Consider the following 26103-nt stretch of genomic DNA (forward strand, 5'->3'; position numbering starts at 1 on the left):
CGGTTCTCGCTTCGTGAACGTATCCGATTTGAAAGTGGAGATTACTCTGTGGCTCGTGGCCGGATTGCAGGAGCGCCCAGCCCCCTTCGAGAAAGAGTCCGTAATAATTCCAACCAAGTCCTAAGCCCAGCGAACTCCAGCTAGGGGGAGTCCCCTCTCCGAACAAATTTGGCGCAGCAGTTGAACTCGCGAAGGCGCAGATCTCGAAAAGAGTGGTGCTATTGCGCGACACGACATACGAGAGTGTTCCCTGCGCCGCTTCGATAATCATGTACTTACCTGCCTCCTCCGCGGGAAGCGCGCCAAGTCCAACGCCCGATAACCGATCCGGGCAGCATATCCGCCAGCAATAAAATTGAGCCCTCCGGGCGTGCCGATCGTACCGCCAAAAACGATACTCCCTTTGAGAAATTTGTCGCTTCGGTGCAGAGAGGGGGCAGGCGGTGGATACTCGATCCGAAGTATCCGGTCCCGCGAAATCAGCAACTTGTCTCCGTAGGACTGTAGAATCACGAACGTCGCGCTATCGGCTAGGAGCGTGCCTTCGTATCGCGAGCTATCGGTCGTGAGCACATGGACCCACTGCGCGGGAGCGGCAATCGTAACGACCATTAGCGCCGCCGCGAGCAAGAAGAACTGTACAACTCGTTTCTTATTCAAGCTCAATCCCTCCCAAAGTCTCAACGGCGGTGCCGAACGCTTTCGTGCCATTCTTGTATACCGGGCCCGTGTAGCACAGCCTTTTAGGCCGTTGCCGGGCTTTAATCGTGCATCAGCGGAGTCGGTCTAAGAGGCTTGTCCTGAGCCTGATGAAGGATCGACTCGCAGCATTCAGTTGGATGGCGTCAGAAGAACTCTTGACGCGCCTGAATTCGATATTCGAACGAAATTGAATCGAGCCCCATGAAACAGCACACCGAGATCGTACTGAAAGCGACCTGTTCCGGCTCCGCTCAATTCAACTGTCCCGACAATGACACCAAGCGTATTCAATGCGTCCAGGCGTATGGGACTCGAATTCCAGATACTTACATCAAGTATGCTCGAGCCGTCGCGCTCGACGATTCGTGAATTGAATGGCTCATCGTTAAGGTAGTGTCGAAGGATAGGATCTGAGCAGGCCGGACGAAACGTATAGATTGCATCACTCAGGCACTCTGAGATTGTACGCCCATTCGCGGATAGCGGTGTAATTGACACAGTCAGGTCTTGCGAAACAGAATCGGAATAGATTAAGGAGAGGGTTGCGCTATCGGATGACGCCTCAATTCCGGAATCTCTCCTATAGACAAGCGAAAGCGATTCCGAATCTATCGGTGACATCGTTAGCGTCCATCCACTGGCAGCCTTAACTTGGACTTTGCCGAGACTAAAATTCGCCCGGAGCATTGCTTCAAATGAAGCTATAGGGTATTGCTTAAACGTCGAATCGATGTCGAGAAACAGCTTCGTTTCATAACCCGTAGGGGTGACGTAGGTGATGACATTCGAAGCGATAAGGTGCCGCGCAGGCAAATCGTATTTATACACATTGCAATTATTATCGCAGGCATAGATGCCAGTCTCGTCCATGGAAAGGAAATGACCTGAGGAAATACCCCAGCAGTCAAAGCCTCCGATACTATCCCATGTGTAACCGAAATCCTTGGAATACCAAATGCCTTTCGACAATAGTACACTGGGAGCAATAGCGATTCCCTGACACGACCCATCGACCTCCGGCTCCATCCGATATTTGAAAATGTGCCGAAGTTGCCACGTATTGCCTCGGTCGCTTGAAACATACAACGTGTCGTGGCCACTAACACTACTTCCACGAACTGAATAGATCTCTCCAGTAATCGGTGAGTAATAAGGGCCCATGCATTCGCCGCGATAATCGCTGAATTGATTCCACGTGTTACCTCCGTCCGTTGTTCGAACGGAGTTAGAAAACGAACCACCACCGCCAAATGTCATGTAAGTCATGTCGTCAATGAAGATAAACCCTCCACCGAATAATCCCTGTATCCAACGAAACGTTAATCCATCATCCTTGCTGATCAAGAATCCCACATTCGCGCTAAAAATCAGGCACTTTGCAGAAGCATAATAAAAGGCCTTGTAGAAATGAAAATTGTTTGGGCCGAGTCCAGGAAGGGGCGTTGACAAATTCCAACTCATGCCTCCATCGGTCGTAGAATAAATATGGGTTGTTGTGCAAGCCCATCCAACCAAGCTATCCTTGAATGCAACATCTTCAACAAAATCGCTTGGCGCTGGCATCGCGCAGCCCTTCCAAGTACTTCCGTAATCATCCGTCCGGTATAGAGAATCGGCAAAACCATCTGCCGAGCCATTGGGCTGATAAAACGAAGCGAATCCGGTGTTAGGAAAGCCTTGATCGCGCAAGAAAAAGCAATGAGAGAAAAACGGCACTTCTGTTTCAATCTTAATACGTCCAAGCTTGCGCCACTGAGCGTGAGATAAATTGGTGATCAATGCGATCACCAAGACGGCCCATGCAATTTTGAAACATTGGAAACAAACCCGCCAGGAGCGAATGGAAGAGGATGTTGCGATAGAATTTGCCATCATGGAGGTGTTTGTTACCTCAAGAACCCTGCAATCGCACGAAAGTTACACCCTATTTGACAAAAGGCAGCCGGAGTTATCCGAGTTCGAAAGGTCGTCCTCTCTCCAGCTCGGACTCATTGACGAAGAGTAGCCCAGCGAGAGATCCTGGAAGTGCCACGGTCCGGCGCACCATCGGAGCGATTCGCCTCACCCTGGGCTAAGTCCATTCGCCGCTTCGCGGCTTTGGCTGGGCGTTGTGTTGTACTCCGCAAGTCGCTACCACTCGCGAGATGTGTGGAGTGGAACTCCACACTACACAATGCGAGAAGATTGCTTCCTTTAGCGGGACTTGCTTTTTGCGGCTTCGACACCTGACCTTACAGTCCAAGCGTTTTGCGGAATTCCTCATAAGAGACGCCGGGGTCGTCCGCGTTTTTGCGGATGGCTTCTTCGAGATCGAGCAGATCCTCGTAATCCTCGGCCTTCTCCTGGAGTGAGAGAAATTCGTCCTTAGGCAGAACGACCACCTCGGTGCCGTTCTCTATCCTTCTATTTTGTGCAAACGCATGGTCTATCTCCTCTATCGTACCGTGGGTTGAAACCCACGGCTACAACTATTTCGCTCCTAACGGAGCTACAAAGCTATGTCCATTCGCCGCTTCGCGGCTTTGGGTTGGCGTTTTGTGGTACTCCGCAGGTCGCTACCACTCGTGGAATGTGAGGAGTGGAACTCCACACTACATGCCTTCCTTGCGCTACTCGAGGTAATACCGCAGCGGGTTCGGGCGGATCTGGCATTCTTCGGCGATGCGAATTTTGCTGGAGATGCGGCCTTCATCGCGCAGACGATAAAGATTCGGGACGATACGATCGCGGAGTTCGAGCGGCGCGATGGGATTGATATAGATCGACGTGCCCCCCTCGAATCCGGCGGCGGTGTTGACGCGCCACTTGATGAGGACGTGCCACGGCATTTTGTAGATGGCATCGATCGGCGTGTAGTACCATTCTTCGTTCGAGGAGATGCGCGCGCCGCTGGCGGCATGGCAGGCCTGGACGAGATCGCTCATGCCGCGAATTTCCTGTTCGGAGTGTTCGTAAGGCCGTGAGAAATAGCTCTTGGAAAATACTTCAATCGTCGGGTGCCGGTGTCCGATACCGGCAAAGGCGACGGCCTCTTCGTTTTCGGCGAAGATGAGATTATGCATCGAGAGCAGGTTCGCAGCCAGACTGTTATAGACGTTCGGGTCGAGCCGGAGCATGTCGATCTGGTGCTTGATGGATGCACCCCAATCGTCGATTCCGACGAGTTGCTTATGGAGGTGCTCGAAGCTCGCGCCGGCCGGGGCCAGCCAGTTTTGGAAGACCGAGATGTATCGAATGTAGCGGTTCGATGCGAAGATATCGGACATCGCATCGATCGTGAACTTGAAATACTGGTGATGCTCTTCGGGTGTCATATCGCCCGAAGAAAAAAGCTGAGTGGCATCGGTGGCATCGCGCGTGAAGTGTGGAGCGGCAATAACAAGCTCGTGTCCCCCGCCGAAAAAGGCATCGGCCATAAGAAGCAGGTCTTCTTTGGGGAGCGAGTCGATTCGTTCTTGGGACATCCCGGTGGCCCGCAGCCGATACGCGAGGATATCCCGAATGTGGTGCGCGCCAGCCGGATCCGCGAGATACATTTCTTTCCAGTCAGTATTCTGGCTGGAAAGATGGTAATCGTAGTTTTTCTTCCAGTAGTCGATGGTGACGATTTCGAAGAGGTTCGGCACGCGCCGGAACAGCCAGGGATTTGGCGTATGCTGATCGATTGCGGCTTGAATTTCGCTGGGCGGGACGTGATCGCGGTGTGTGTACGTGCCGTCGGCTTCCGGGATCAGCCGGGACTTTTCGGGTGGAGTCTCGAAGAGCCGGTCGGAGCAGAACGCGCAATAGGAGGTAAGATCCTCGGGCGCGAGCGGCTGGGCATGCGGCGAGGAGCCATTTGGCGAAAACGCCTGCGCAATGCCGCTGGCCACCCTTGCCGAGCGGCCCGGCACGCTCCAGACCTCGTTATCGGTGAACGGGTTAACCTGCTTGATGGTCCCATCGGCCATCACGGTGTAGTAATTCGAGTATTGCACCCCGGAAATAGTGGATAGTGGAAAGTGGATAACGGATAGTTGGGCGGGATGACTTCATGATTTCGTTTTCGCTCTCGGTTCCTCATCCTGATTCTCGATTACCCCCCAGGTGAATTCCATTGACTTGGAAATGGTTTACTTATTGGCACATCCTTTGGAATCTGAACTCGAGCAGAAGGTGAACGCATGAGAAACAATGGCAAAGCAGAGAACCACATGAAACTGGATCGAATGGAAACCCGCACGGAGTCTGGCACCTCAAAACTGGGGCCGTTTCTGCTTGGCGCGATTGTGGGCGCCGTCGTAGGCGGAACGCTGGCCCTGATCTACGCCCCCGCGGAAGGTGTCGCACTCCGCCGCAAGATCACGGATACCTTCGATGATATCGCCGATGGTGTTGGCGGAATCGTGGAAGGCGCCCGAACCGCTGCTGATAAACTATTCAGCGATGGCCGTGGCAAAGCGGACGAGATCATCGACCGCACCCGCGAAAAAGTAGATGATATTTTGGAAGATGCCGATCGCGCCATCGCCGAAGCTAGAAGACGTTCTGAAGATCGCTCTCGCGAAGATGACGAATAGGTCGGAGACGGCTTTTTCGTCTAATTAAGGACACGACAATGGAAATCATTTTGTACATCACCGGCGGCATTGCCCTGCTTGCGCTGGCGTGGTTGTTTATCTCGCTTGCAAATGCAGTTAGTACGGTGAAGCTGTTGCTCGGGGAAGTTCGCGGCGATGTAGCCGAGATTGTGACAACGATCACAGAAGTCAAAGCTCAGGTGCTGCCGATCCTCGGCAACGTCAACGAAATCACCTCGAACGTGACCGCGATCACCGGTAACGTCGAGAAGCAATTGCTGCATATCCAGGAGACCATCAACGATGCGCTGGATGTGGTCCGCGGCACACTCGATGATGTCGAGCGGCTCAAGGACGAGATTGTTTCGACGGTCGAAGGACCGGTGACGCTCATGCGCGATGCCACTGGTGGCGCGCTCGGAGCGGTCGCGGCGGGCTTGCGACTGGTAGGTAAGTTAGTGGGAAAGAACCGATCGTCCTCCAACGGGCGACGGGACTGACCGGAGCGGTAAGTCTGACGTGACTTAGAGATCCTTTAACAGATCCGGTCTTCGATCTTTGGTTCTTCGCATCGCTTCGGCTTCGCGGTAATCGGCGATCTTCGCGTGATCGCCATTCAGGAGAATATCAGGCACGCGCATGCCTTCGAATTCTGATGGGCGAGTGTAGATCGGTCCTTCGAGCAGGCCGTTTTGGAATGAGTCCATCATGGCGCTTTCGGAATCGTGGATTGCGCCGGGAATGAGTCGCACGACGGCATCGATCAGCACGCAGGCCGGAAGCTCACCGCCGGTCAGCACATAATCACCGATGGTGATCTCGCGAGTAATCCACTTTTCGCGGACCCGTTCATCAACCCCTTTATAATGGCCGCAGAGGATGAGGAGATTGTTCTTCATCGAGAGTTCATTGGCAAGCGGCTGCGTGAGCTGCTCGCCATCAGGCGACATGAAAATGCGTTCGTCGTAATCTCGTTCGGAGGTGAGCCGGCGAAAGAGAGCAAAGAGCGGCTCGGGCTTCAGGACCATCCCGGCTCCGCCGCCAAACGGCTCGTCATCAATCTGGTGGTACTTGCCGAGACCATACTCGCGAAGATCGTGCGCAACAATCTCGATAATTCCCTTCTCCCGCGCACGCTTGATGATGCTCTCGGAGAGCGGACTCTCGAGAAGTTTTGGAACGGCAGAGATGATGTCGATGCGCATGTTCTGGTTTAGCCAAGCTCCAAGCACGATGCCAGAAGATCCTGCCCAAAGTCAATAATATCAGCCGCATGATTGCGAAGAATATTCTCGATGATGGCAGTGGGCTGATTTCCACACCGAAGCCAAATTACCTTTGGCGGAGGACCAAAGAGTGCGGCCATGTCCGCGAAGTCCGAATCTTGAGAGACGATAACGAAACCATGGTCCTTAGCATAATGCCAAATTTCGCGGTCGCTCGATTGATCGAAGCCAAGGCGCCGGACCTGATCGGACGCTGGGAATAGCTCAGCCAGTTGCCGGCAGAGTTTAAAACTGAGATTTTGATCGAAGAGCAGCTTCATGCGATCGGGTCTTCGATGTGAGAATGTGTCTAGGCCACAGTCATAACATGCCGTTCCCGATCGGCGGCATAGGCCAGCGATGCTCGGATATCTTCTTCTGTGAGCTCAGGATAATCGCTCAGAATATCGGCATGCGACATACCGGCTGCGAGCCACCCGAGCACATCGGCCACAGCGATCCGCATACCGCGAATGCACGGACGTCCGCCTCGCTTCCCTGGTTCGATTGTAACAAGCTTGTGGTAGTCCATTCTAGACTTTGAACGGAGATCAGCTTCGCTTTGTGCCCTACGGCAGCGGCCTTACCCGCGCGCGCTTGACGATGCTCTCCGAGAGCGGACTCTCCAACAGCTTCGGAACGGCGGAGATGATGTCGATGCGCATGGGACAATCCTCAGCGCTTACTGGCGTGCAGGATCGTTAGCCCGATGAGTGTCTCGTCGCGATAACGAAGAATGATGTCATCTTCCGTCAGCTCGGTATCCGTCGCGCGACTCGGTTTCTCGAAGTTGACGTATAGCACGTCGGCCTCTTCGTCGTAGGAGGTCCAAAAGAAGCCACCCGGCGCGTGGAGAACCGCAGGCATAAGTCGCAGGAAATCTTGAACATCGGCTAAGGCCATAGCTGAACCCTCCTCTTCAATGGGCTTTCTCTTGTTGTCAAGAATGCGGTTATCACAAAACCGTCCAAATCTAATTCACGATAAACTGTGATGTGCGCCCAGCGCTCGTCCGTCAGACGAATGCGCTTGCCGTGCTTCGAAGTCGCTTCCAGCGTCATACAACTGATAGAAGCGGAGGCATGAGGCTAAAGTTCGGCGTTACGGCAGCAGCACCATCATCCGCGCCGCGCTGGTTGTGCCGGTTTCGAGGCGGTAGCAATACATGCCCGATGGCAGCGTGCCGCGATCGAACGTAATGCGGTGCTCGCCAGGATCGAAGACCTTGATTCTATCTGCCCCCCCCCCCCCCGTTCTATTTCTTGCTTGATAATCGTTTTGAGGCACCGCATTCCACGCGTGAAGATAGTCTGGACCGTCTTGGTCTTCATGCCAAGCACTTCAGCGACCTCCCAGAGCGGATATCCATCTATGATCTTGCTGACCATGATCTTCCGTGTCCGTTCGGGTAATTTTGAAAGCGCCCATTCCACAATTTCCCGTGCCTCGTCAATTGCTTCATCGCCGGGCGCGGCTACATCATAACCATCCGGCATCAAGGACTCGCGTGACGAATGAGCATGGTTGCGATAGAGACAACGCAAGCCAGTGCTTCGAAGCCACTGAAGCTGCGAAGCTTTGGAAAGATCGGACGGCATGCAGGCAAGCGATTGGGTTATCGCTTCGCTCACAGCATCTTCGATATCCTCGAACCGCGTTTTGGGGAACCCGTGATGAAGCGTTAGGGTCAACCGGGATCGACCTCTGTCAGAGTCCATAATACAAGAGCGCTATGTGGAACGACCATTGGGAACATGCGCGAAAATAGCACAATTTCAGGGATGTCATGTGAATTCTCGAAAAATCTTCAGAAGCTGTGACGACTCATCGAGGCACAATCGCTCTTTAAGGATGGGAGACGAATTTATCTCTAACACGAAAGTTCTTATGAAGAGGATACTATTCACCGTTGCATTCTTGTGTCCACTTGTCATGCACGCTCAGACTCCCGCCTGGCCTGACTCATCCGGGCCGACGAACGCCGGTTGTTATCGGATAGCGGTTCCACCGCTGAGCCAAGCGCCGCCGCTCCATACCGATATGAACTGGATGACCCTGCTCGGCTATGTCTGGATCGATAGCATGATGCGACACCCATTCACATCCACCGATTGGACCGCGTTGGACTCCATGCAGTCCCCCGATACTCTGAAGCAGTTTCTAAAATACTGGTATGCGATGACCGACTATGACCCATTGTTATTCGAGGAATACGGGAGAGATGCAAAGTATCTTGATACCCAATATTGGGGGAAGCCCGCAGGTCTGATTGGTTACATAGCTCAGAAGACATCGCAGATCATGGGTGATTCCGCACGGGTTGCCACACTCCTTGCATCAGCGTACATTCTTCACATCAGGGTACGGAACGTGACCAGAGATTTTGATACTTTTGCGCATCTCGATAGCCAGGCAATGCCTGTTTGTTGCGTCGAGGCGACGATCATCGATACGATAAAAGGCGTCCACATAGCAACAGGGCTGTGTTCCTTGATTTATCCAGTTGTACAACAGGTCGATAGCCTTCCTTCGACTGGTTGTCTGCATTTCTCTTATTGGCCAGTTTGGAGAAAAGATGGTGGGGACTGGCTTCGCTGGTCGAAGGAGAGTGACTCCACATCTGCATTTCCTTCTGGCAGCATGGGCTGGGATGTGCTAACACCTGGCAATGATTACATTGTCTTCTTACGCTCGATATACCTTGACTATGATGGTATTAACTCTTATTTTGCTCTGTGGCCGATGATGGGAGATAAAGTCGGAGGAATTTATCCGATCCACAGTGATACGGTTTCGGACCCCTCCAACTATTGGGGCATGGGTAGCAGCGTGCCAGTGAGTACGTTCGAAACAGGAATCCGGCAACGGATTTGGAATATCTTGAATCCGTAATACTTGACGAAGGAAGCAATGAACATCATGATCAAGCTGGTCTTATCGGCGATTCTACTTTGCTGCGCTGAAAAACTCACGGCGCAAGATCTAATTCCTTGCCCAGAAATCGCTTTGCCCTTTTATGTGCATGGCCCTGAGACAGAGTGGGGAAACGATCCAACAGACTTGACGGATATTCAAAATTGGATATCACAAGGGGACGGCTTTTGGGTCGGAAGGTGGCAGGGGTCAGAGCCAATTCTCATCGAGTACACCACGCCTGATGTTGGTCAGCACTCATCTTATAATAACTGTATCAAGCAGGTCGACTTGGACAACTGCATTGACCAGGATTTTGCAGCTTGGACCGACATATGCCCCGGCATGTTCGCTACGAGCAAGGTATCAAGCATTACTACTGGTTCGCCAGGTATCAAGATGCAGTGGTCTACAGACCCAGGTTACTTTTCCGGAGGTATTTCGGCTGGCAGCACCGGACTTGGCAATTTTGGCGATAATGGTACCATTACACATGGAAATATTTGGCTCAACAACAGTAATACATTCAACGATAAGTATATTTTTACTACTTGCCCGCAACATTGCACAGTTTTGAAGCCTCAGTTGCCGGTTTCCATTTGCGAAGTGCTCTTGCATGAGCTTGGCCATGCATTTGGACTAGATGATCTCCAAAATGACGCATCAGGGTCTCGGTTCTCGATCTCCGTCATGTGGGGCGATATCAATGCCGGCAAAGCAGGCTGCAATGGCTTTCAGGGTCTTCAGGACATAGATAAGTGCTACTTCTGCAAGCTTTACTGTCCTGCGAACTGCGAGGACCTTGGCACCCCGCTCGCTCCCGGTGATTCTTCAATGTCCCTTTCGGTTTTTCCAAATCCAGCAACGAATTCGTTTACATTGAACTACCGTACCGATGCGGTTCATCCGCGAATCGTGATTCAGGATATTCAAGGCCGACCGGTCAGATCAAGCAAGCTCGACCTCGCAGAGGGCTCGATGACGTTAAATCGCGACAACATTCCGGCAGGCGCCTACATTCTCAAGCTTGAAGGTCCTGCTCATTACGTTGTCAAGATGCTAATTATTCAGTAGTGCTTATTCCGGCCTAAGCTCCCATCGCTTCCACTCCGGCTTGTGCTGAGTGAGCGAGAGCCGCACAAGCGCACCCTGCTTATAGAGATTCAGCATATCGCGGTAGTGATCGCCGAAGATGGCTTCGGAGTTGCCGGTGGGCAGCACGGCGAGCAACTCGTCCGTCTTCATGTCGGCGATCATGCGCATCGAAGGACCAATGACCTCCTCATACGGCGCCCAGAGATGATACATCGCTTGCAGCACCGTCGTCGGTCCGCCGGGCATCGGGCCGGCTTGCACGTCAGCCAGCTTTGCAATCAATGCGCTTGATTGGCTGAACGGATGGTGCATCGTTAGCGTGTGCATGCGTCCCCATTGCCATTGGCGAATATCCCGGCCAAAGCTGGTTGCGAGAATGCGCAATGATTCGCGGAAGCTGAACTCGATGATAGAATCGCGCGGGTTCTTCGCCACATCGAGGCCCGAAGCATTATCCCACGTGATCGTATTCTGCGTTGCATCGCGCCACCATATATTTCCTGTGTCCGGCAAGATGCGCTGGAGTGTACTGAGCGGCAAATTCTCCAATCCGATAAACTCCTGATACCGCTGCGTGCCGAGCTCATCGTGAAACGTATTATAGATCAGCCGGTTCAGAAAAACCGAATAGATCGCCGGTGCAATTTCTTCGGGCCGCATGCCGCCATCCCAATTGCGAAGATACTCCAGTACGAGCGTGGTAAACCGATCGACTTTTGGCGCCTTGATCGTGTCCTCCGGCTGCCGGTGCACAGCAAGGATCGCCGAGTCCTTTTGCCGAACGAGCCGCATCATGCTATCGCTTACATTGGTCCCATGCTTGCGAATAGAATCCTCCTTCCAAAAAATGTCCATCGAATCGAGACGAAAGACCGACGTACTGTCGGGCGTCGTGCGCGGCGGATGCGGATCGGGGTGCATCGCGAGAATATACTGCAATACGTGCCGAAGGTCGTATGGACTGATAACGTCGAGTTGAATGCGCGCGATATCCCCTGTCGAAAGTTTGCCACCATGTTCGACGAGTTCGCTGATACGGTCCGCGCGAGCCGACGGCTCCCAATCGTTCGAGATCGGAAATGGTCGTGATTTCATCGGCGCATTGTTGGCCGAGACAATATACCCACGCGGAGGATTCGTCACGCTCGGGAGTTGCGCCATCGTGATAAACCCTTGCCATGCATCGGCGGCGTTGGTACCATCGCGCGGCAGCATGATACGGTCTTCGCTACCGGAGCGCCGTGGCAGGCGACCGATGAATTGATATCCCACATTACCGCGCCGGTCCGCCAGACAGAGATTCAAACATGGCGTTGCGAAATTCGTCATGCCGGCACGCGCTTCATTCACAGTCTTTGCGCGAGTCAGATTTAAGTATCCGGCAATTTCATCGCTCACCGCGTACAAGCCATTCCATTGCATGGCAACGGGTTTCGCAGTGTGAAAGAATGTGGTGTCCGGAATCCCGCCCGCGTTTCGGTTGTGCTCGACGACTTGCACGAGGCTATCAGGGTGAAGTCCACTGACGATAGGACCATCCGTCGTAAGTTGAATGTCAATCGCGTGCTTGTATGCCGCCCCACCGGCTGAGTCGCGAATGCGGATCGTATCGTGGATGATCGAGAACGCCCGCCACGTCCCACCGGGAATCTGATAGTATGTACCGGTCGAATCGCTGTGCTCGATAAAGAAATCGGTTTCATCTGCCATTGCGGCCGAGACGCCCCATGAAAGATCTGGCGTTCGGCCAACTTCGAAGACCGGCATTCCCGGAATGAGAAAGCCCGCCACGTTCAGGCCGTCATCACTCGTGATGTGAGCGAGATACCATCGCGCAGGCACGTCGAGCTTGAGATGGGCATCGTTTTCGAGCAGTGCACCATTACTGGCCGATCGCTGTGGCGCGACCGCGAACGCATTGGAGCCACCACCCATCTGGCGTGGCCCCAAAATACTATCAACCGACCGCTGGATCGCATACAGCTCATGGATGAAGCCCTTCGGAAATTGCGCTGCGCCAATTCTTGGTGGTGGGTTTGGAATGTGCGGCTTCGGAGGCTTGAAGTTTGGATGAGGTAGAGGCGCCGGTGTCTTGGGTTGCGGCTTGGCTGGTTTCGTCTGCGTTGGGCTTTTCGACTGTTTGCCATTCGTCGCTTTTGGAGCGCTCGCGGACTTCGCTGTTTTTGGGGTCACCTTCGTAACAGGAGTGGCCTTTGCGGGCGGGGCCGGCGGAATAGGCGCTGAAGCAAGAATCGCTCTCGCCGGGCTGATGGACGTTGCCGGGACTGGAGTAATGTGAAGATAATTCGATACGAAGTTCCGAGGATCAACTCCATCCACGATGGTCGCGCCATCTTCGGCATAATCGGGAAACAATGAGCGCATATGCAGCGAGTCCAGCGCGAGCGCGAAATCGCCATACGCTGCATCCGATAGATAGGCGAAGTTCATTTGCCAGGACATCAGGCGCGCCACGATGAGGCAATCCTCGGGCTTCCAGTATTCCGGCACAAGCTTCAATGCGTCGAACTCGAAGCCGAGCTTCGTCGGATGCTCGCGAATACGCGCGTTGATCCCATCGGTAAATGCCGTCAGCACTTCGCGGGAGTGCGGCCCACACTTTTCCCACATCGCACGCGCAATACGAGCAAAGCCAATCGTTCGCGACCAGGTATCGAGTGTCAGTGTCCTTGCACCGAATACCTCGGACATCCGACCTTGCCCGACACGACGGGCGAACTCCATCTGGAACAGCCGGTCCTGTGCTTCGGCATAACCAAGACCGAACCAGGCATCGTGTTCGGTCGCGCCATGAATGTGCGGAATCGCGAATTCATCGCGGTCAATTTGAACGGACGCGCTAATGCCTCGTACGGTCGCCTGGCCTTCGAGTGGAGTCACCGTGCCCGACATAAAATGGACACCAAGCGCAACCAGTCCGACCAAAAGGAGGACAAGCACGAATCCGAAGCCGAGTAAGAAACGAGTCAAAGTGAAATACTATGTGGTAATGTCGAATTTAGGCTGGCCATGCGCGTGCCATCGAAACACATCCGGAGTCGTAAGCACTTCAACCAAGCACCATTTTAGTATTGATTGAACGAACCCCTTTAAACGCATATAGCCCGGGGCATCCCGCCCCAGGCTACACGCGCTTCTTTCACCTTCACCACATTAGGCTCTCGAGTAACACTCAGAGAGCCTTCGCTTAATACAATTCGAATCCCAGAGTCAAGATTCCCCTTTCGAACCGCGAAGACGGTGAAAATTCACGAAAAATCGCTTTCTGAAGAATCTCTCATAAATGGCATCGGCTGTCGCTGAGACGAAAGAGTTAACGGTCTTAATCCGCTTGGTTAGAGCCTTCGTTTCGGAACTCCCCCCGTTCGCGTGTTGGTCGTCCCTGGCTACGTGGACGTTGTCCCCGATTCGGCCGCGCATTGCGGCTACGAGGCTGTTCGGCTCGTTGATAATCATTGCCGCCAGATGATTCGGGGTCTTCAAAATCATCCTCGTGCTCATCATGCCCGTGATGCTCGTCATGCATCTCTTCGCTCATCAGCGGTTCATCTTCCACCTCATCCAGTTCGCTGGCCTCAGCGTCCTCGGCCGCATGGGCAGCGGCCTCAGCGCCGGTGGACGAGTAGTCTGCAGTGACATCGCGCTTCTGCTTGCCACTGAAGAAACGGAATTCGTCACCGGTGAGCGATTCGTCCAGTTCGAGCTTCAGCCGCATCAGAAACTTCATCTGCAAGTTGCGCATCGGCGAGACCAGGCCGTTTGTCAGCATCTGTCCAAGCGTCGGATGGACTTTGAGCGTAAGTTTGCGCTCTCCGCTGGCAGCGCGGAAGCGTTCGAGCCAGCGCTCGATCTGTCTGAGAATCGTCGTGCGATTGACCAGCAAGCCGGTGCCACCGCACACCGGACACGTGTCCGAAAGTGACTGCACGATGGACTGCCGGATCCGCTGCCGGGTGATCTGCATGAGACCGAATTCGGTCAACGGCAGCACCGAGGATTTCGCACGGTCCTTTCGCAATTCCTTTTTCATCTCGTCATAGACCTTCTTCCGGTTCTTCTCTTCACCCATGTCGATGAAGTCGATGACGATAATACCTCCAATGTCGCGCAATCGAATTTGCCGGGCTACTTCACGCGCCGCTTCAAGATTCGTTTTGAGGGAGTTCAGCTCCTGCTCGCGACGCGCAGCGTACCGGCCAGAATTCACATCGATGACGACCATTGCCTCGGTGTGCTCGATAAAAAGATACCCTCCGGATGGCATCGCAATTTTTCGCGTCAGCGTTTGCTCGATCTGGCTCTCGATATTGAATGCATCGAGGATCGGTCGCGAGCCGCGATAGAGTTCGACAGTACCGGTCAGGTTCGGCGCGGCCCACTCCACATAGTCCATCACTTCGCGATACATTTTCCGCGAGTCAATCACGATACGTGTAATGTCCGGCGAAAAGAGGTCTCGCATGACACTCGATGTCAGGCTCGAATCCTGGTAGACGCGTTGGGGCGGCTTTAGTTCACGGACCTTCTTCTCAAGCTCGCGCCACTGCTCGAGCAATCTCGAAAGATCCTCTTTGAGCGCGGACTCCTCTTTGTTTTCTGCGACCGTACGAATGATCACGCCGAGTTCGCGCGGCTTGAGCGATCGGACAATCCGGCGCAGACGGGTGCGCTCGCGGACGGAAAACACCTTGCGGCTAATGCCAATACCGGGTTCAAACGGAACGAGCACCAGGAACCGGCCCGGAAGAGAGATTCTACTGGTAACACGAACGCCTTTGTTGGCGAACGCTTCTCGGGTGACCTGCACCAAAATTGGCTGGTCGGGCTCAAGCGAAACATTAGCACCCAGCAGTGTCGGAATCGGCTTGCCACCCCGGGAGCGAAGCGCATCCGATGTACGCGGAGCCGTGCGCTGATTCGCAAGGCGCAACTCCAAGTTACCACCTTGACCCGCAACTTGAGCCGGTTTCGGCTCAGCCCGTTGTGCAAGCCCTCGATCGTTGGAGCGCGATGGCTGTCCCCCGCGTCCGCCACGGGGTCGATAGATTTTCTGTTCGGCTGCCGTCGCTCCTTCTTCAACAAGGTAGTCTTCTTCCTCGTCGTCATCGTCGCGCATTTCGGCTTCTTCGCCGGCCAGGAATGCTGAGGAACTCTCGTAAGAATCTCCAACGTCGGAGAAATGCAGGAACGCATCCTGTTCCAGTCCAACATCGACAAACGCGGCGTTCATGCCGGGAATGACTTTTGCCAGACGACCGAGATAAATGTCGCCGACGTGGCGCTCGGTCTCGGGTGTTTCGATGAAGAGTTCGACTAAGCGGCGGTCTTCAGTGATGGCAATGCGGATTTCATCTTCACGTTCGGCATTGATGATGATTTCTTTTCGGATGCGGGGGATATAGGTCACTGCTGTCATGGGGCCGGCTTCGCCATGGCGAGTTGCCATAAGGCGGGCGGCCAGATTCGTGATGGGTGTCCTCGCACCCTGCGGGGCGTTACGCTCCGCGCTTGGGTCGGCAGTGTCTCAGGGCAGCACGTGGATCAGGAGAGCAGTCCATCGCCGAGTAAATAGATTCGGCCTCTGGTCTTTGGATACCTGAAGAGATTTGGAGGGGTTTCTCGTTTGCGGTGAGGGCTGCGCCTCCACACGCTCGGGTCAGTGGTCATTTCTCCCGCAGGACGCGCGGATCCGATGGGTGCTGTGTGGCCCATCGACCGAATCGGATAGGCGGCATCGAGCACAAGTGCCCAGATGCGCCGCCAAGACGTCAGGAGATATAAAACGAAGTTAACCAATCGGATTCTTCAGGATTCACATGGCCTTCTGGTGGCACTTTGGGCGCGGAGCGCTCGAAGGCATCACCGAGAATAATACCCGACGGGGTATGACCACGATCCTCTCTCATTTCTTTAGGTGGCCAACCGCAGGGGTCTGCGGTATAGTCACCATGCACAATTGCTGTCTCAACACCGCGGCTTGCCAGCCTAAGCGGCAAGCCCGAGGGGTTAATAATTTCGAAACGGTGCCAACGATCGCTCGTCGGCTTGAACAATACGTCAAAAAATCGATAGATTTAGACGAAAAATCGTCTTTTTGAACGAATTTCTTCCAACTGTTCATGGAGGCGAACACCTGCCCGAACAGAAAAGCTTCCGCATCCCAATTCACGAATGATCTTTTCTATCAGCGAGGATGGCCGTTCGGCAGTCGTGCCCGGAGGACTGACGGTAAACGGATTGCGCTGACGCCTCCAAAGAAGCGTCAGCGCAATTAAGAACACAAAAAAGAACGTTGGCGCTCGCGTGAGCGTCTTAGGAGTAGCACAATGAGGATTGGCTTGATCCTCGCCAAAGAGCTAGTGAAGCATTAGCTCTTCGCCGCGCCTTCGGTCTTGCCCTTGCAGCAATCGTGCTTACCGGTGGCTTTAGAATCGCAACCGGCCTTTGTGGCCGCGCTCGTGCCGTGCATGGAGCAGCCGCCTTTTGCCATGTCGGCTGTCGTGCCATGCATGGTGCAGCCTTCTTTTGCCATTTCGGCGGCGGTCATGGTGCATTTGCCATTCTTCATGCACTTGGGATCCGTGCAATCCTTCATGGCAGTCTTTTTGCCTTTCACGTGGCCTTTGCAGGCTGCCTTATCACCATCGCAGGCATTTGCGGAGGCGGCGGCAAGGAACAGACCGAGAGTCAGAAGTAAAGTAAGTTTTCGCATGTTACCGATGATTAAAATGTTGGTGCTTAGCGAACAGGCACCCTCGAGAATCGGTTCGCAATCTACACCTTAGAACTTTAGCACTTCAGCACATGAAAATTGGGATGATCGGCCTCGGCCGAATGGGCGCGAATATGGCCGCCAGACTGAGCCGGAATGGCCATGCAGTATTTGGGTTCGATCCAAGTTCCGACGCCAGAAAACGGGCAGAAACGGATGGCATTCGATCATTCGACTCCCTGGCCTCACTCGTCACCGCTCTTCCAAAGCCGCACATCCTTTGGATCATGGTGCCAGCGGGTAAACCCGTCGACGACACGATCGGGGCACTCAAGCCGCTTATTCAGAATGGCGACATCCTGATCGATGGCGGCAACTCGTACTATAAGGACTCCATGCGCCGGGCAGAATCGCTCGCTACATCAGGGATCGCATACATCGATGCTGGCGTCAGCGGTGGGATTTGGGGATTGAAGGAAGGCTACAGCATGATGATCGGTGGCGATGAGAAGAGGATCGAATCGCTTCGGCCTATCTTCGAAACGCTTGCACCCTCGCCAAATAGCGGCTGGGGCCGCGTGGGGCCATCGGGCTCAGGACACTTCGTCAAGATGGTACACAACGGAATCGAGTATGGACTAATGCAAGCGTATGCTGAAGGCCTGGCTCTGATCAAAGCGAAGAAAGACTTTGCGCTCGATGCGCATCAAGTCGCTGAGATCTGGCGCGAGGGAAGCGTGGTGCGCTCGTGGCTGCTCGATCTTGCCGCCGATGCGCTGAGCAAGAATCCCGAATTAGAAGGTATCGCGCCCGTCGTTGCGGATTCCGGCGAGGGCCGATGGACAGCCTTCGAAGCCATCGAGAATAATGTACCGGCTCCGATCATCACGCTGGCCCTTCTCGAACGCATCCGCTCGCGCGACCAAGAATCATTCACCGACAAACTACTCTCGGCACTTCGAAATGAGTTCGGTGGACATCCAATGACAAAAGAATAGCATGACGCACAAGGCAGAACCAGCCATCATCGCCATCTTCGGTGCCACGGGCGATCTCGCGCACCGGATGCTGCTGCCTGCACTCTTTGAGATCGAGCAGGCGGGCGAGTTGCCCGAGGGGACGATCGTGCTCGGCATTGACCGAAGGCCCGGCATGGACGACGCGTCGTTCCGCAAGGACGTGCATGATGCGATCTACGACCATGAAAGCGACACCGCGACCAACATTGCGGCCTGGTGCGCAAAAAACTTGTTCTACTTCGGTATCGGCGAGAGCACGCCGCAGGATTTTGAAGGACTTCGCAAACGCATCGAATCGCTCGAAGGTGAGCATACGCTTCCGGGCAATCGGCTTTTCTATCTTGCGGTACCACCTGTCGCGTTCGGTCCAACAATCGAGTCGCTCGGCCTCTCCGGGCTCAACAACAGCCCTGGCTGGACGCGGTTCGTCATTGAAAAGCCATTTGGTCGCGATCTCGAATCGGCTCGTGGATTGAACGCGCTCATTCATCGACACTTCGCAGAAGATCAAGTCTACCGGATCGATCACTTCCTGGGCAAAGAGACCGTTCAAAATCTGCTTGCCTTCCGATTTGGCAATACGCTGTTCGAATCGGTCTGGAATCGCGATAAGGTCGAGAAAGTCGAGATTGTCGTCGCCGAGGAGTTGGGCGTCGAGGATCGCGCGAGCTATTACGAAAAGGCCGGCGCCTTGCGCGACATGGTCCAGAACCACCTGACGCAACTCCTTGCGCTGACCGCGATGGAGGTGCCATCCGCGTTCCAGGCCAACGACATCCGCTACGAAAAAGTCAAGGTGCTCCGCGCAATCGCGCCGATCGAAGAAGAGGATGTCCTGATGGGCCAATACACGCATGGCGTAATTGGCAGTGAGGGGGTACCCGGATATAAGGAGGAGCATGGGGTCGCTCCGGATTCGAAAACCGAGACGTTCGTAGAGCTTAAGCTTTCCGTTGAGACGTGGCGCTGGCACGGCGTGCCGTTCTATCTTCGCACGGGCAAGCGGCTGAAGGAGCGTATCTCTGAGATCATCGTGACGTTCAAGTGCCCGCCAGTCTCTATCTTCAAGCCATACGATATGTGTGAAATTGCGCCAAACGTGCTCGTGATCAAGTTGCAGCCGAACGAGGGCTTTCGCGTCTCGTTTCAAGTCAAGAAACCCGGCGCCGAGATCACGCTGAAGACCGAATGGATGAACTTCTCGTATGCTGAGGTCTTTGGCCCGCTGCCGGAGGCCTATCATACGCTGCTGCTGGATGTTCTGCGAGGGGATCAGACGCTATTCGTTTCTGCCGACGAAACGCTGGCGTCCTGGGAGCTCTATACGCCGGTGCTTGAGCGGCAGCACATGATGCATCCCTACCCGGCGGGATCGTGGGGGCCGAAATCTACTTCATAGAATCTATGAATTCGATTGATTCCATGAGCGTGTTCCCCGAGCTACGAACTTTGAGCGCGGCGGCCGCCAAGGAACTGGCGATTTTGGCTGGCAATGCTATCGCCGCTCGTGGCCGCTTCTCTATTGCCCTTTCCGGTGGCGAGACGCCTCGAACCCTCTACGAAATCTTAGCCCGCGATTACCGAGACGCCATCGACTGGCAGCATGTCCACCTCTACTGGGGCGATGAGCGCTACGTGCCCCAGACCGATCACGAAAGCAACTATCGCATGGCGCGAGAGACGCTGATCGACCGGATTCCGGTACCAGAATCCAACGTCCATCCCATTCCAACATCATTTGCCAATCCTGAGGATGCAGCAATAGCTTATGCCGCAGAGCTTGAATCGGCCATGCCGCTCGATCTCATTCTTCTGGGTCTGGGCGAAGATGGGCACACTGCCTCGCTCTTTCCAGGTACGTTCGACCCGGCTGATCGGCGACTTATGATCGTGACCCGCTCGCCGAAGCCGCCATTGATCAGAATCTCGATGACGCTTCGCGCGATTAATGATGCGAGGAATGTATTCTTTCTTGTGGCTGGTGAAGAAAAGCAGGGAATTCTCGAAAAGATAGTGGCGGATCGTGAAGGGCACTACCCAGCATCATTGGTGCGCCCAAAAGGCAAACTTGCCTGGTTTCTTGATCGGCTGTCGTCTGAACCGCGAATTAAGAATTGAGACACAGGAATTCGTGGTTCTTCATTTGTCATTCGTCATTCGTCATTCGTAATTGAAACAGTGGCCGAGTTCGTCCATCTTCATAATCATACTCATTACTCGATCTTAGATGGCGCGTGCAGTGTCAGCGATCTTGTTGATGCCGCAAAAGCCGAGGAGATGAAGGCTGTCGCGCTCACGGACCATGGTGTGCTCTTTGGCGCGTTCGAGTTCTATAAGAAGGCGAAAGCCGCCGGCATCAAACCGATCGTCGGTTGCGAGGTCTATTTCGTTTCCGATGGCTCCGCTACGGAACGCGAGCGATTCGATGACCCTGAGGGAAAGAAGAAAGCTTACAATCACCTGATCCTGCTGGCCAAGAACGAAATCGGCTATCAGAATCTGATGAAGCTCGTTTCTCGAGGACACACGGAAGGTTTCTATTATAAGCCCCGCATCGATTGGTCGATGCTCGAGGAGAACCACGAGGGCCTCATCGCGACCACGGCATGCTCCGGCGGTATTATTGGACCCTCGCTGGTAAGCGGCGATTACGAAAAGGCGAAGCGCATCGCAACACGGTTTCGCGATGTCTTCGACAAAGATTTCTACCTTGAAATCCAGGACCACGGCCTGGAGCGCGAAATCGCTGTTCGCGAGCACTCTCCTCGATTGGCGAAAGAATTGGGGATCAAGCTTGTTGGCACAAACGACTGCCACTATGTCAGGCAGAGTCATGCCGTCGCGCACAATGTGCTGCTGATGATTCGCGACTCATCGAGTAAGGATACTCCGAATGTCCACAACCTGAAGTACGGCACGGACACAAACTATTTCCGGTCGGCGAAGGAGATGACGAAACTCTTTTCGCAATGGCCGGAGGCAATCGATTCGACGCTTGAAATCATGGAGAAGTGCGATCTCACGCTCTCCAAGGATTTTAAGATGCCTGCGTTTCCGATTCCGCCCGAGAGCGGCACCCAAACACTGGAAGCGTATCTCGAACATCTCACCAATGAAGGACTGAGCAAACGATTTAGTCAATCGTCGCGCGAAATCGAAGATCGCGCCGAGTTTGAACTCGGCGTCATCAACCGCATGGGATATGCCGGATACTTCCTGATCGTCCAGGATTTTATCGCGGCGGCTCGCAAGATGGGCGTAACAGTTGGGCCCGGACGCGGCTCAGCTGCCGGTTCGCTCGTGGCGTATGCTCTGGGTATTACGAATGTCGATCCGATCAAGTACAATCTGCTCTTCGAGCGATTCCTGAATCCCGAGCGCGTCTCGATGCCCGATATCGACATCGACTTCTCGGACGACAAGCGGGAGTTGGTGATCGATTATGTGCGCGAAAAATATGGCCGCGAGTCGGTCGCGCAGATCATCACGTTCTCCACGCTCTCGGCGCGCGCCGTGCTGAAGGATGTGGGGCGCGTACTCGGAGTCCCGCTTTCGACGATTAACGAACTGACGAAGTGCATTCCGGTCATCATGGGCCGCGTCACGCCGCTCAAGGAAGCGATCGAGCTGCCGGAAATGAAGATGGTGCTTTCGGCGCACAAAGATCCGCTGATCGACCAACTCATCGAGTATTCGCTTGTACTCGAAGGCTTTGCACGCGCGGCATCGAAGCATGCTGCCGGTGTGGTCATTGCGCCCGGAGATATTTCGAACTACGTCCCGCTCTATAAGACGCCATCGCTCGAAGAAGCCGTCACGCAATTCAACATGAAGGACGTTGAGGAGGCTGGCCTCCTCAAGATGGACTTTCTTGGTCTGCGGACGCTTTCGATCATCGACACGACACTTGCGCTCATCGAGCAGAACCACGGCGTCAAGATCGACATCGACACGATCCCGCTCGATGACGCGAAGACCTACGAAATGTTTGGCCGTGGCGAAACGGTTGCGGTCTTCCAGTTCGACTCGCCGCCCATGCAGAACCACATGCGCGCGCTCAAGCCGGAGAACATGGAAGACTTGTCTTCTATGAACGCACTCTATCGGCCCGGCCCGATGGACCATATTCCCGAGTTCATCGACCGCAAGCAAGGGCGCCGGAAAGTCGAGTACCTACATCCAAAGCTCGAGCCGATCCTTGCCGAGACGTACGGTGTCATCGTCGTGCAGGAGCAGGTGATGCGCGTTGCGCGCGATCTGGCTGGCTTCTCGCTCGCCAAAGCCGACGAGATGCGCCGCGCGATGGGCAAGAAGGACCTTGCCAAGATGGAGGCAATGAAGGAAGCCTTCATCAAAGGCTGTGTCGCGAACGATGTTGCCGACAAGATTGCGAAAGAGCTGTACGAACAGCTTGCGAAATTCGCGTCCTACGGATTCAACAAATCGCATTCGCTGGCATACGCGCTGATCGCGTATCAGACAGCGTATCTCAAAGCGCATTACACTGCGGAATTCCTTGCGGCGAACATGACGCACGAGATGAACGACGCGGATTACGTCGTCCAGCTCATCGACGAGGCAAAGAAATTTAACATCCGCACCCTCGCGCCGGATGTGAATTTGAGCAACGTCCACTTCTCCGCTTCACGCGAAGGAATTCGGTTTGGCCTTGCCGGTATTAAGAACGTTGGCGAAAAAGCGGTCGAGGAAATCGTCCGCGAACGGACCAAGAATGGTCCATTCACTTCGCTCTTTAATTTTACGTCTCGGTTAGATACCCGGCTCGTCAACCGCCGAGCAATCGAGGCGTTGGTCGAGGCGGGTGCATTCGATTCGTGTGATACGACGGGTCTCGCCACGGCTGCATTCCGCTCGGATCTGTTCGCGAACGTCGAACTTGCACTGCAATATGGCCAGCGCGTTCGCGATGAAGCAAAGAGTTCACAGAACTCACTGTTCGGCGATGCCGATACGCCGCACGTCCTGGCGCCGCCCACAATGGTCTATGCCGAAAAGCGGTGGACCGAGATCGAAATGCTCTCGCATGAGAAGAAATCGGTCGGCTATTATGTGAGCGGCCATCCGCTCGAACCGCATCGCATCGATGTCCTCAGTTTCGTCACACATAAGGCCATCGATCTCAATGATGCCAAGCAGGGCGATCCGGTGATCGTGGGCGGCGTGATCGTCGCAATCACCCGCAAGCTCGATCGGAATGGCAATGCCTTCGCCATTCTCAAGCTCGAGGATTTTACCGGCAAGACCGAGTGCGTGCTTTGGAGCGACGCTTACAAGCAATGCCAAAATTTGATCCAGGACGAAAAGCCGGTGTTTCTACGCGGGAAGGTCCGGCGGAATGGGCCTGAGGAGGCACCAAGCGTGATCGTCGATGAGGCGTTTGAAATCCGGGGACTTCGCAAAAAGCTGACGCGCGGAATTCTCGTCCGGTTGTTCGATTCCGAGCAAATTCAGCCGACAATCTCGCAGGTCGAGCGAATTTGCGGGCGGTATCGCGGGAATTGCACCACGTTTGTTTCCGTTGAAACTGCCCAGGGAATCAGCCGTAAATACCGGTTACCCGAGCAGTTTCAAGTCGATCCGAACGACGACCTGATTCGCGAGTTCGGGGAAGTATTTGGGACTAACCGGATACTATTTACGAGATAACCGCCACGTAATTTTAGGAAACGCTATGACTGCCACCTCCACAGGACCCCTTCATCTGACTGATGCGAGCTTTGAACGCGATGTCATTTTGAGCGAAAAGCCCGTACTCGTCGATTTCACCGCCACATGGTGCGGACCTTGCCGCATGATCGCTCCGATCATCGAGGACCTTTCGAAAGAGTATGAAGGCCGCGCCGTATTCGGCAAGCTCGATGTCGATGAGAATCCGGAGACCTCGATGAACTTCGGCATCCGCTCGGTGCCGACGATGCTCATCTTCAAGGGCGGAAAGGTCGTCGAGCAAATCATCGGCGCCACCGGCAAGCAAAACATCCTCGCAAGACTTACTCCACACTTGGCTTGAGATACTTCTCCTCGCGGAGAACTCAACCTACACCAAAAGGCAGCCAGATTGGCTGCCTTTTGCATTTTGGGTGTAACATCATGGCAGTCATGGCTCCTGGGGGCTTCAATCCCCATGAGTGCAGAACCAGCCGCTGAGGATACATTCACATGTGCATCGCTATCTTTTGACTATTCTCAAGTCTCTCATTCAGTCGTTGAAAGTTTACCCGCGTCTGCTATTTCAATTCATCAATCCAGCGACCATCTAATTACTCACGCCGATCGTGAGCCGATTTCGCTTCGGCTCGTGAGTGTGCTCGGCGAAGTAGTATTAGCGAGGAATGCCAATCAGGATTTGGATATCGATCTCTCTCTTCTACCTCCAGGCGTCTACTTCGCCGAAGTAATCTGCGGCGGGCAGCGGGAAGTTCGTCGGATCATTAGGTAGCCTAAGGATAGAACCGGGCGCAGCATACTTAGCGTTCTTGCCGTGTGACGTTCGAATGGGATCCGAATAAAGACGCGTTGAATCGAGACACGAATCATCAGCGCACGGAGAGCAAATGGAAAAGAAAAGGCCCACTACCAAGCGTACAAAGAAGCAGAAGAGTGAGGTGGAAGACGATCTGCGGCCACATTACGACTTCGATTACTCGAAGGCGAAACCGAACCGATTTGCACATCGCCGTCGCGAACAGATGCTCGTGCTCCTCGATAAAGACTTGACTCGCACGTTCCGGACGCCAGAGCAAGTCATGCATGCCCTTCGATCGCTCGTTGATGCTATGCTTACAAAGCGTAAGCATACCCCCGCAGCATCTTGAGGTCACAATTTGTGACCTCAAGATTTGATCCTTCGTGTCTCACAAATTGTAATCCTAAAGAATCCGGCTTACGCTTCCCGATCAGGGATCTTCGTCTGCTCCGGGGTATCAGTAACGGTCCCGCGGGCCATGGTCTCGGGGGGAGCCGGCTGGCTTGGCGCGGCGGCTGGCGCCTGAGGAGGCGGAATTTTCAACTCGGCGTGGAGCGGCTCGGCGATTTCACGCATTTTGGCCTCGAAACCTTGCTTGGCGCCAGTCAGGGCTTCCAGCGGCTCCTTCATTGCGGTCTTGACCTGATCTTCCAGACCGGACTTGGCATCGTTGAACTTTCGAAGTCCTTTTCCCAAACTCTGAGCGAGTTCTGGTATCTTCTTCGGACCGAAGAAGATTAGAATGACCAACAAAATGAGCAGAATTTCTCCGCTCCCAATGTTTTCAAACATAGTTCTGTAAAGTGATGAGTAACGGGTAACAAGTAAAGAGCCCGATGCTCGATACTCATCCCTCGTTACTCGCTACGATTTATGCTTTTGGCGCTTCCGGGGTCTTTGGCGCATCGTCACCCTGGGTGGCACGCTTGAACTCATTGATGCCCTTGCCGAGGCCGTGCATCAGTTCTGGGATCTTCTTTCCACCGAAGAGCACCATAATGATGACCACGATGATCAAAAGCTCGAATGGGCCTAAATTGCGAAACATACGGATCGTTCTCCTACGTAAATGAGCTGAATTCGGAAAATACTACAACACCGGCCAAACTGGCCCTATCACGAGAAGGTTCGTGAGCAAGCTCTCATGCTTTCCCAGGTGCTTTGCCCGGGTACTTCAGGATCCAATCATCGCCAGACTTGCTGTACCGGTAGCTTTTGATTTTATGCGAGCGCGGGATCACGCGGGCAGCAGCAACCACAATGACAAGCGCCGCAACAGCCAGGAGCGCAAATAGCCCAATTTGGAGGATATAGCCGAAATCCATGTGTC

At 54.2% G+C, this 26103-nt stretch carries 25 protein-coding genes and 1 pseudogene; 10 read left to right on the forward strand and 16 right to left on the reverse strand.

The features are described from left to right. Positions 1 to 267 precede the first annotated feature (267 nt). The 4 genes from Q8902_00045 to Q8902_00060 all read right to left on the reverse strand — a co-directional run bounded on the left by Q8902_00045 (position 268) and on the right by Q8902_00060 (position 4679). The gene (locus Q8902_00045) at positions 268 to 660 is read right to left on the reverse strand and encodes a hypothetical protein (GenBank protein MDP4197945.1); all 393 of its coding nucleotides are present in this window, start codon (positions 658 to 660) and stop codon (positions 268 to 270) included. A gap of 171 nt (positions 661 to 831) precedes the next feature. After that, the gene (locus Q8902_00050) at positions 832 to 2391 is read right to left on the reverse strand and encodes a hypothetical protein (GenBank protein MDP4197946.1); all 1560 of its coding nucleotides are present in this window, start codon (positions 2389 to 2391) and stop codon (positions 832 to 834) included. A gap of 542 nt (positions 2392 to 2933) precedes the next feature. Beyond that, positions 2934 to 3083 carry a type II toxin-antitoxin system Phd/YefM family antitoxin gene (locus Q8902_00055; protein MDP4197947.1) on the reverse strand — a complete coding sequence of 50 codons (150 nt, stop codon included), beginning with the start codon at positions 3081 to 3083 and terminating at the stop codon, positions 2934 to 2936. A 228-nt stretch (positions 3084 to 3311) separates the two neighbouring features. Continuing rightward, entirely contained in the window at positions 3312 to 4679 is a 1368-nt protein-coding gene (locus Q8902_00060) for a DUF4921 family protein (GenBank protein MDP4197948.1), read from the reverse strand. Positions 4680 to 4895: 216 nt separating this feature from the next. Between Q8902_00060 and Q8902_00065 the strand changes: the two genes are divergently transcribed. Together Q8902_00065 and Q8902_00070 are read left to right on the forward strand one after the other, a co-directional pair. Further along, the gene (locus Q8902_00065; GenBank protein MDP4197949.1) at positions 4896 to 5261 is read left to right on the forward strand and encodes a YtxH domain-containing protein; all 366 of its coding nucleotides are present in this window, start codon (positions 4896 to 4898) and stop codon (positions 5259 to 5261) included. 38 nt (positions 5262 to 5299) lie between these two features. Next, positions 5300 to 5761: a hypothetical protein gene (locus tag Q8902_00070; GenBank protein MDP4197950.1), complete on the forward strand. Its 462-nt coding sequence runs from the start codon at positions 5300 to 5302 to the stop codon at positions 5759 to 5761. 24 nt (positions 5762 to 5785) lie between these two features. Here Q8902_00070 and trmD read toward each other — a convergent pair whose 3' ends face one another. The 5 genes from trmD to Q8902_00095 form a co-directional block, all read right to left on the reverse strand. Continuing rightward, the gene (gene trmD / locus Q8902_00075; GenBank protein MDP4197951.1) at positions 5786 to 6466 is read right to left on the reverse strand and encodes a tRNA (guanosine(37)-N1)-methyltransferase TrmD; all 681 of its coding nucleotides are present in this window, start codon (positions 6464 to 6466) and stop codon (positions 5786 to 5788) included. Positions 6467 to 6474: 8 nt separating this feature from the next. Then, complete coding sequence (locus tag Q8902_00080; GenBank protein ID MDP4197952.1) at positions 6475 to 6807, reverse strand: DUF5615 family PIN-like protein; 333 nt, start codon at positions 6805 to 6807, stop codon at positions 6475 to 6477. Between the two features lie 29 nt (positions 6808 to 6836). Beyond that, a complete protein-coding gene (locus Q8902_00085; GenBank protein MDP4197953.1) occupies positions 6837 to 7058 on the reverse strand; it encodes a DUF433 domain-containing protein in 222 nt (73 codons plus the stop codon). A gap of 143 nt (positions 7059 to 7201) precedes the next feature. Next, positions 7202 to 7429, reverse strand: a complete 228-nt coding sequence (locus Q8902_00090) for a DUF2283 domain-containing protein (protein MDP4197954.1) — start codon at positions 7427 to 7429, stop codon at positions 7202 to 7204. A 215-nt stretch (positions 7430 to 7644) separates the two neighbouring features. Further along, positions 7645 to 8244: a sigma-70 family RNA polymerase sigma factor gene (locus Q8902_00095; GenBank protein MDP4197955.1), complete on the reverse strand. Its 600-nt coding sequence runs from the start codon at positions 8242 to 8244 to the stop codon at positions 7645 to 7647. A gap of 169 nt (positions 8245 to 8413) precedes the next feature. Between Q8902_00095 and Q8902_00100 the strand changes: the two genes are divergently transcribed. Continuing rightward, the gene (locus tag Q8902_00100) at positions 8414 to 9418 is read left to right on the forward strand and encodes a hypothetical protein (protein MDP4197956.1); all 1005 of its coding nucleotides are present in this window, start codon (positions 8414 to 8416) and stop codon (positions 9416 to 9418) included. A gap of 366 nt (positions 9419 to 9784) precedes the next feature. Next, the gene (locus Q8902_00105) at positions 9785 to 10513 is read left to right on the forward strand and encodes a zinc-dependent metalloprotease (protein ID MDP4197957.1); all 729 of its coding nucleotides are present in this window, start codon (positions 9785 to 9787) and stop codon (positions 10511 to 10513) included. Positions 10514 to 10516: 3 nt separating this feature from the next. Here the strand turns inward: Q8902_00105 and Q8902_00110 are convergent, their stop codons facing one another. From Q8902_00110 to Q8902_00125, 4 genes are all read right to left on the reverse strand, one after another. Beyond that, complete coding sequence (locus tag Q8902_00110; protein MDP4197958.1) at positions 10517 to 13525, reverse strand: penicillin acylase family protein; 3009 nt, start codon at positions 13523 to 13525, stop codon at positions 10517 to 10519. 352 nt (positions 13526 to 13877) lie between these two features. After that, positions 13878 to 16001, reverse strand: a complete 2124-nt coding sequence (locus Q8902_00115) for an Rne/Rng family ribonuclease (GenBank protein MDP4197959.1) — start codon at positions 15999 to 16001, stop codon at positions 13878 to 13880. A gap of 322 nt (positions 16002 to 16323) precedes the next feature. Further along, positions 16324 to 16608, reverse strand: coding sequence for a hypothetical protein (locus Q8902_00120; protein ID MDP4197960.1), 285 nt, complete (start codon positions 16606 to 16608; stop codon positions 16324 to 16326). A 314-nt stretch (positions 16609 to 16922) separates the two neighbouring features. Then, complete coding sequence (locus Q8902_00125) at positions 16923 to 17267, reverse strand: hypothetical protein (protein ID MDP4197961.1); 345 nt, start codon at positions 17265 to 17267, stop codon at positions 16923 to 16925. 74 nt (positions 17268 to 17341) lie between these two features. Here Q8902_00125 and gnd point away from each other — a divergent pair. The 6 genes and pseudogenes from gnd to Q8902_00155 all read left to right on the forward strand — a co-directional run bounded on the left by gnd (position 17342) and on the right by Q8902_00155 (position 25122). Then, positions 17342 to 18265 (forward strand): annotated as a pseudogene (gene gnd, locus Q8902_00130) (decarboxylating 6-phosphogluconate dehydrogenase). A 1-nt stretch (position 18266) separates the two neighbouring features. Further along, positions 18267 to 19685 (forward strand): glucose-6-phosphate dehydrogenase, encoded by a 1419-nt coding sequence (gene zwf, locus Q8902_00135; protein MDP4197962.1) that lies wholly within the window; start codon positions 18267 to 18269, stop codon positions 19683 to 19685. 5 nt (positions 19686 to 19690) lie between these two features. Beyond that, complete coding sequence (gene pgl / locus Q8902_00140) at positions 19691 to 20404, forward strand: 6-phosphogluconolactonase (GenBank protein MDP4197963.1); 714 nt, start codon at positions 19691 to 19693, stop codon at positions 20402 to 20404. 60 nt (positions 20405 to 20464) lie between these two features. Beyond that, positions 20465 to 23953, forward strand: a complete 3489-nt coding sequence (gene dnaE / locus Q8902_00145; GenBank protein MDP4197964.1) for a DNA polymerase III subunit alpha — start codon at positions 20465 to 20467, stop codon at positions 23951 to 23953. A 25-nt stretch (positions 23954 to 23978) separates the two neighbouring features. Beyond that, a complete protein-coding gene (gene trxA, locus Q8902_00150) occupies positions 23979 to 24317 on the forward strand; it encodes a thioredoxin (GenBank protein ID MDP4197965.1) in 339 nt (112 codons plus the stop codon). A 544-nt stretch (positions 24318 to 24861) separates the two neighbouring features. Continuing rightward, positions 24862 to 25122, forward strand: a complete 261-nt coding sequence (locus Q8902_00155; GenBank protein MDP4197966.1) for a hypothetical protein — start codon at positions 24862 to 24864, stop codon at positions 25120 to 25122. 68 nt (positions 25123 to 25190) lie between these two features. Here Q8902_00155 and Q8902_00160 read toward each other — a convergent pair whose 3' ends face one another. The 3 genes from Q8902_00160 to Q8902_00170 form a co-directional block, all read right to left on the reverse strand. After that, positions 25191 to 25565 (reverse strand): twin-arginine translocase TatA/TatE family subunit, encoded by a 375-nt coding sequence (locus Q8902_00160; GenBank protein ID MDP4197967.1) that lies wholly within the window; start codon positions 25563 to 25565, stop codon positions 25191 to 25193. Positions 25566 to 25644: 79 nt separating this feature from the next. Next, positions 25645 to 25821 carry a twin-arginine translocase TatA/TatE family subunit gene (locus Q8902_00165; protein MDP4197968.1) on the reverse strand — a complete coding sequence of 59 codons (177 nt, stop codon included), beginning with the start codon at positions 25819 to 25821 and terminating at the stop codon, positions 25645 to 25647. Between the two features lie 94 nt (positions 25822 to 25915). Next, complete coding sequence (locus Q8902_00170) at positions 25916 to 26098, reverse strand: hypothetical protein (protein MDP4197969.1); 183 nt, start codon at positions 26096 to 26098, stop codon at positions 25916 to 25918. Positions 26099 to 26103: the final 5 nt, after the last annotated feature.

The sequence above is a fragment of the Bacteroidota bacterium genome, assembly GCA_030706745.1.
Classification (GTDB): domain Bacteria; phylum Bacteroidota; class Ignavibacteria; order Palsa-1295; family Palsa-1295; genus PALSA-1295.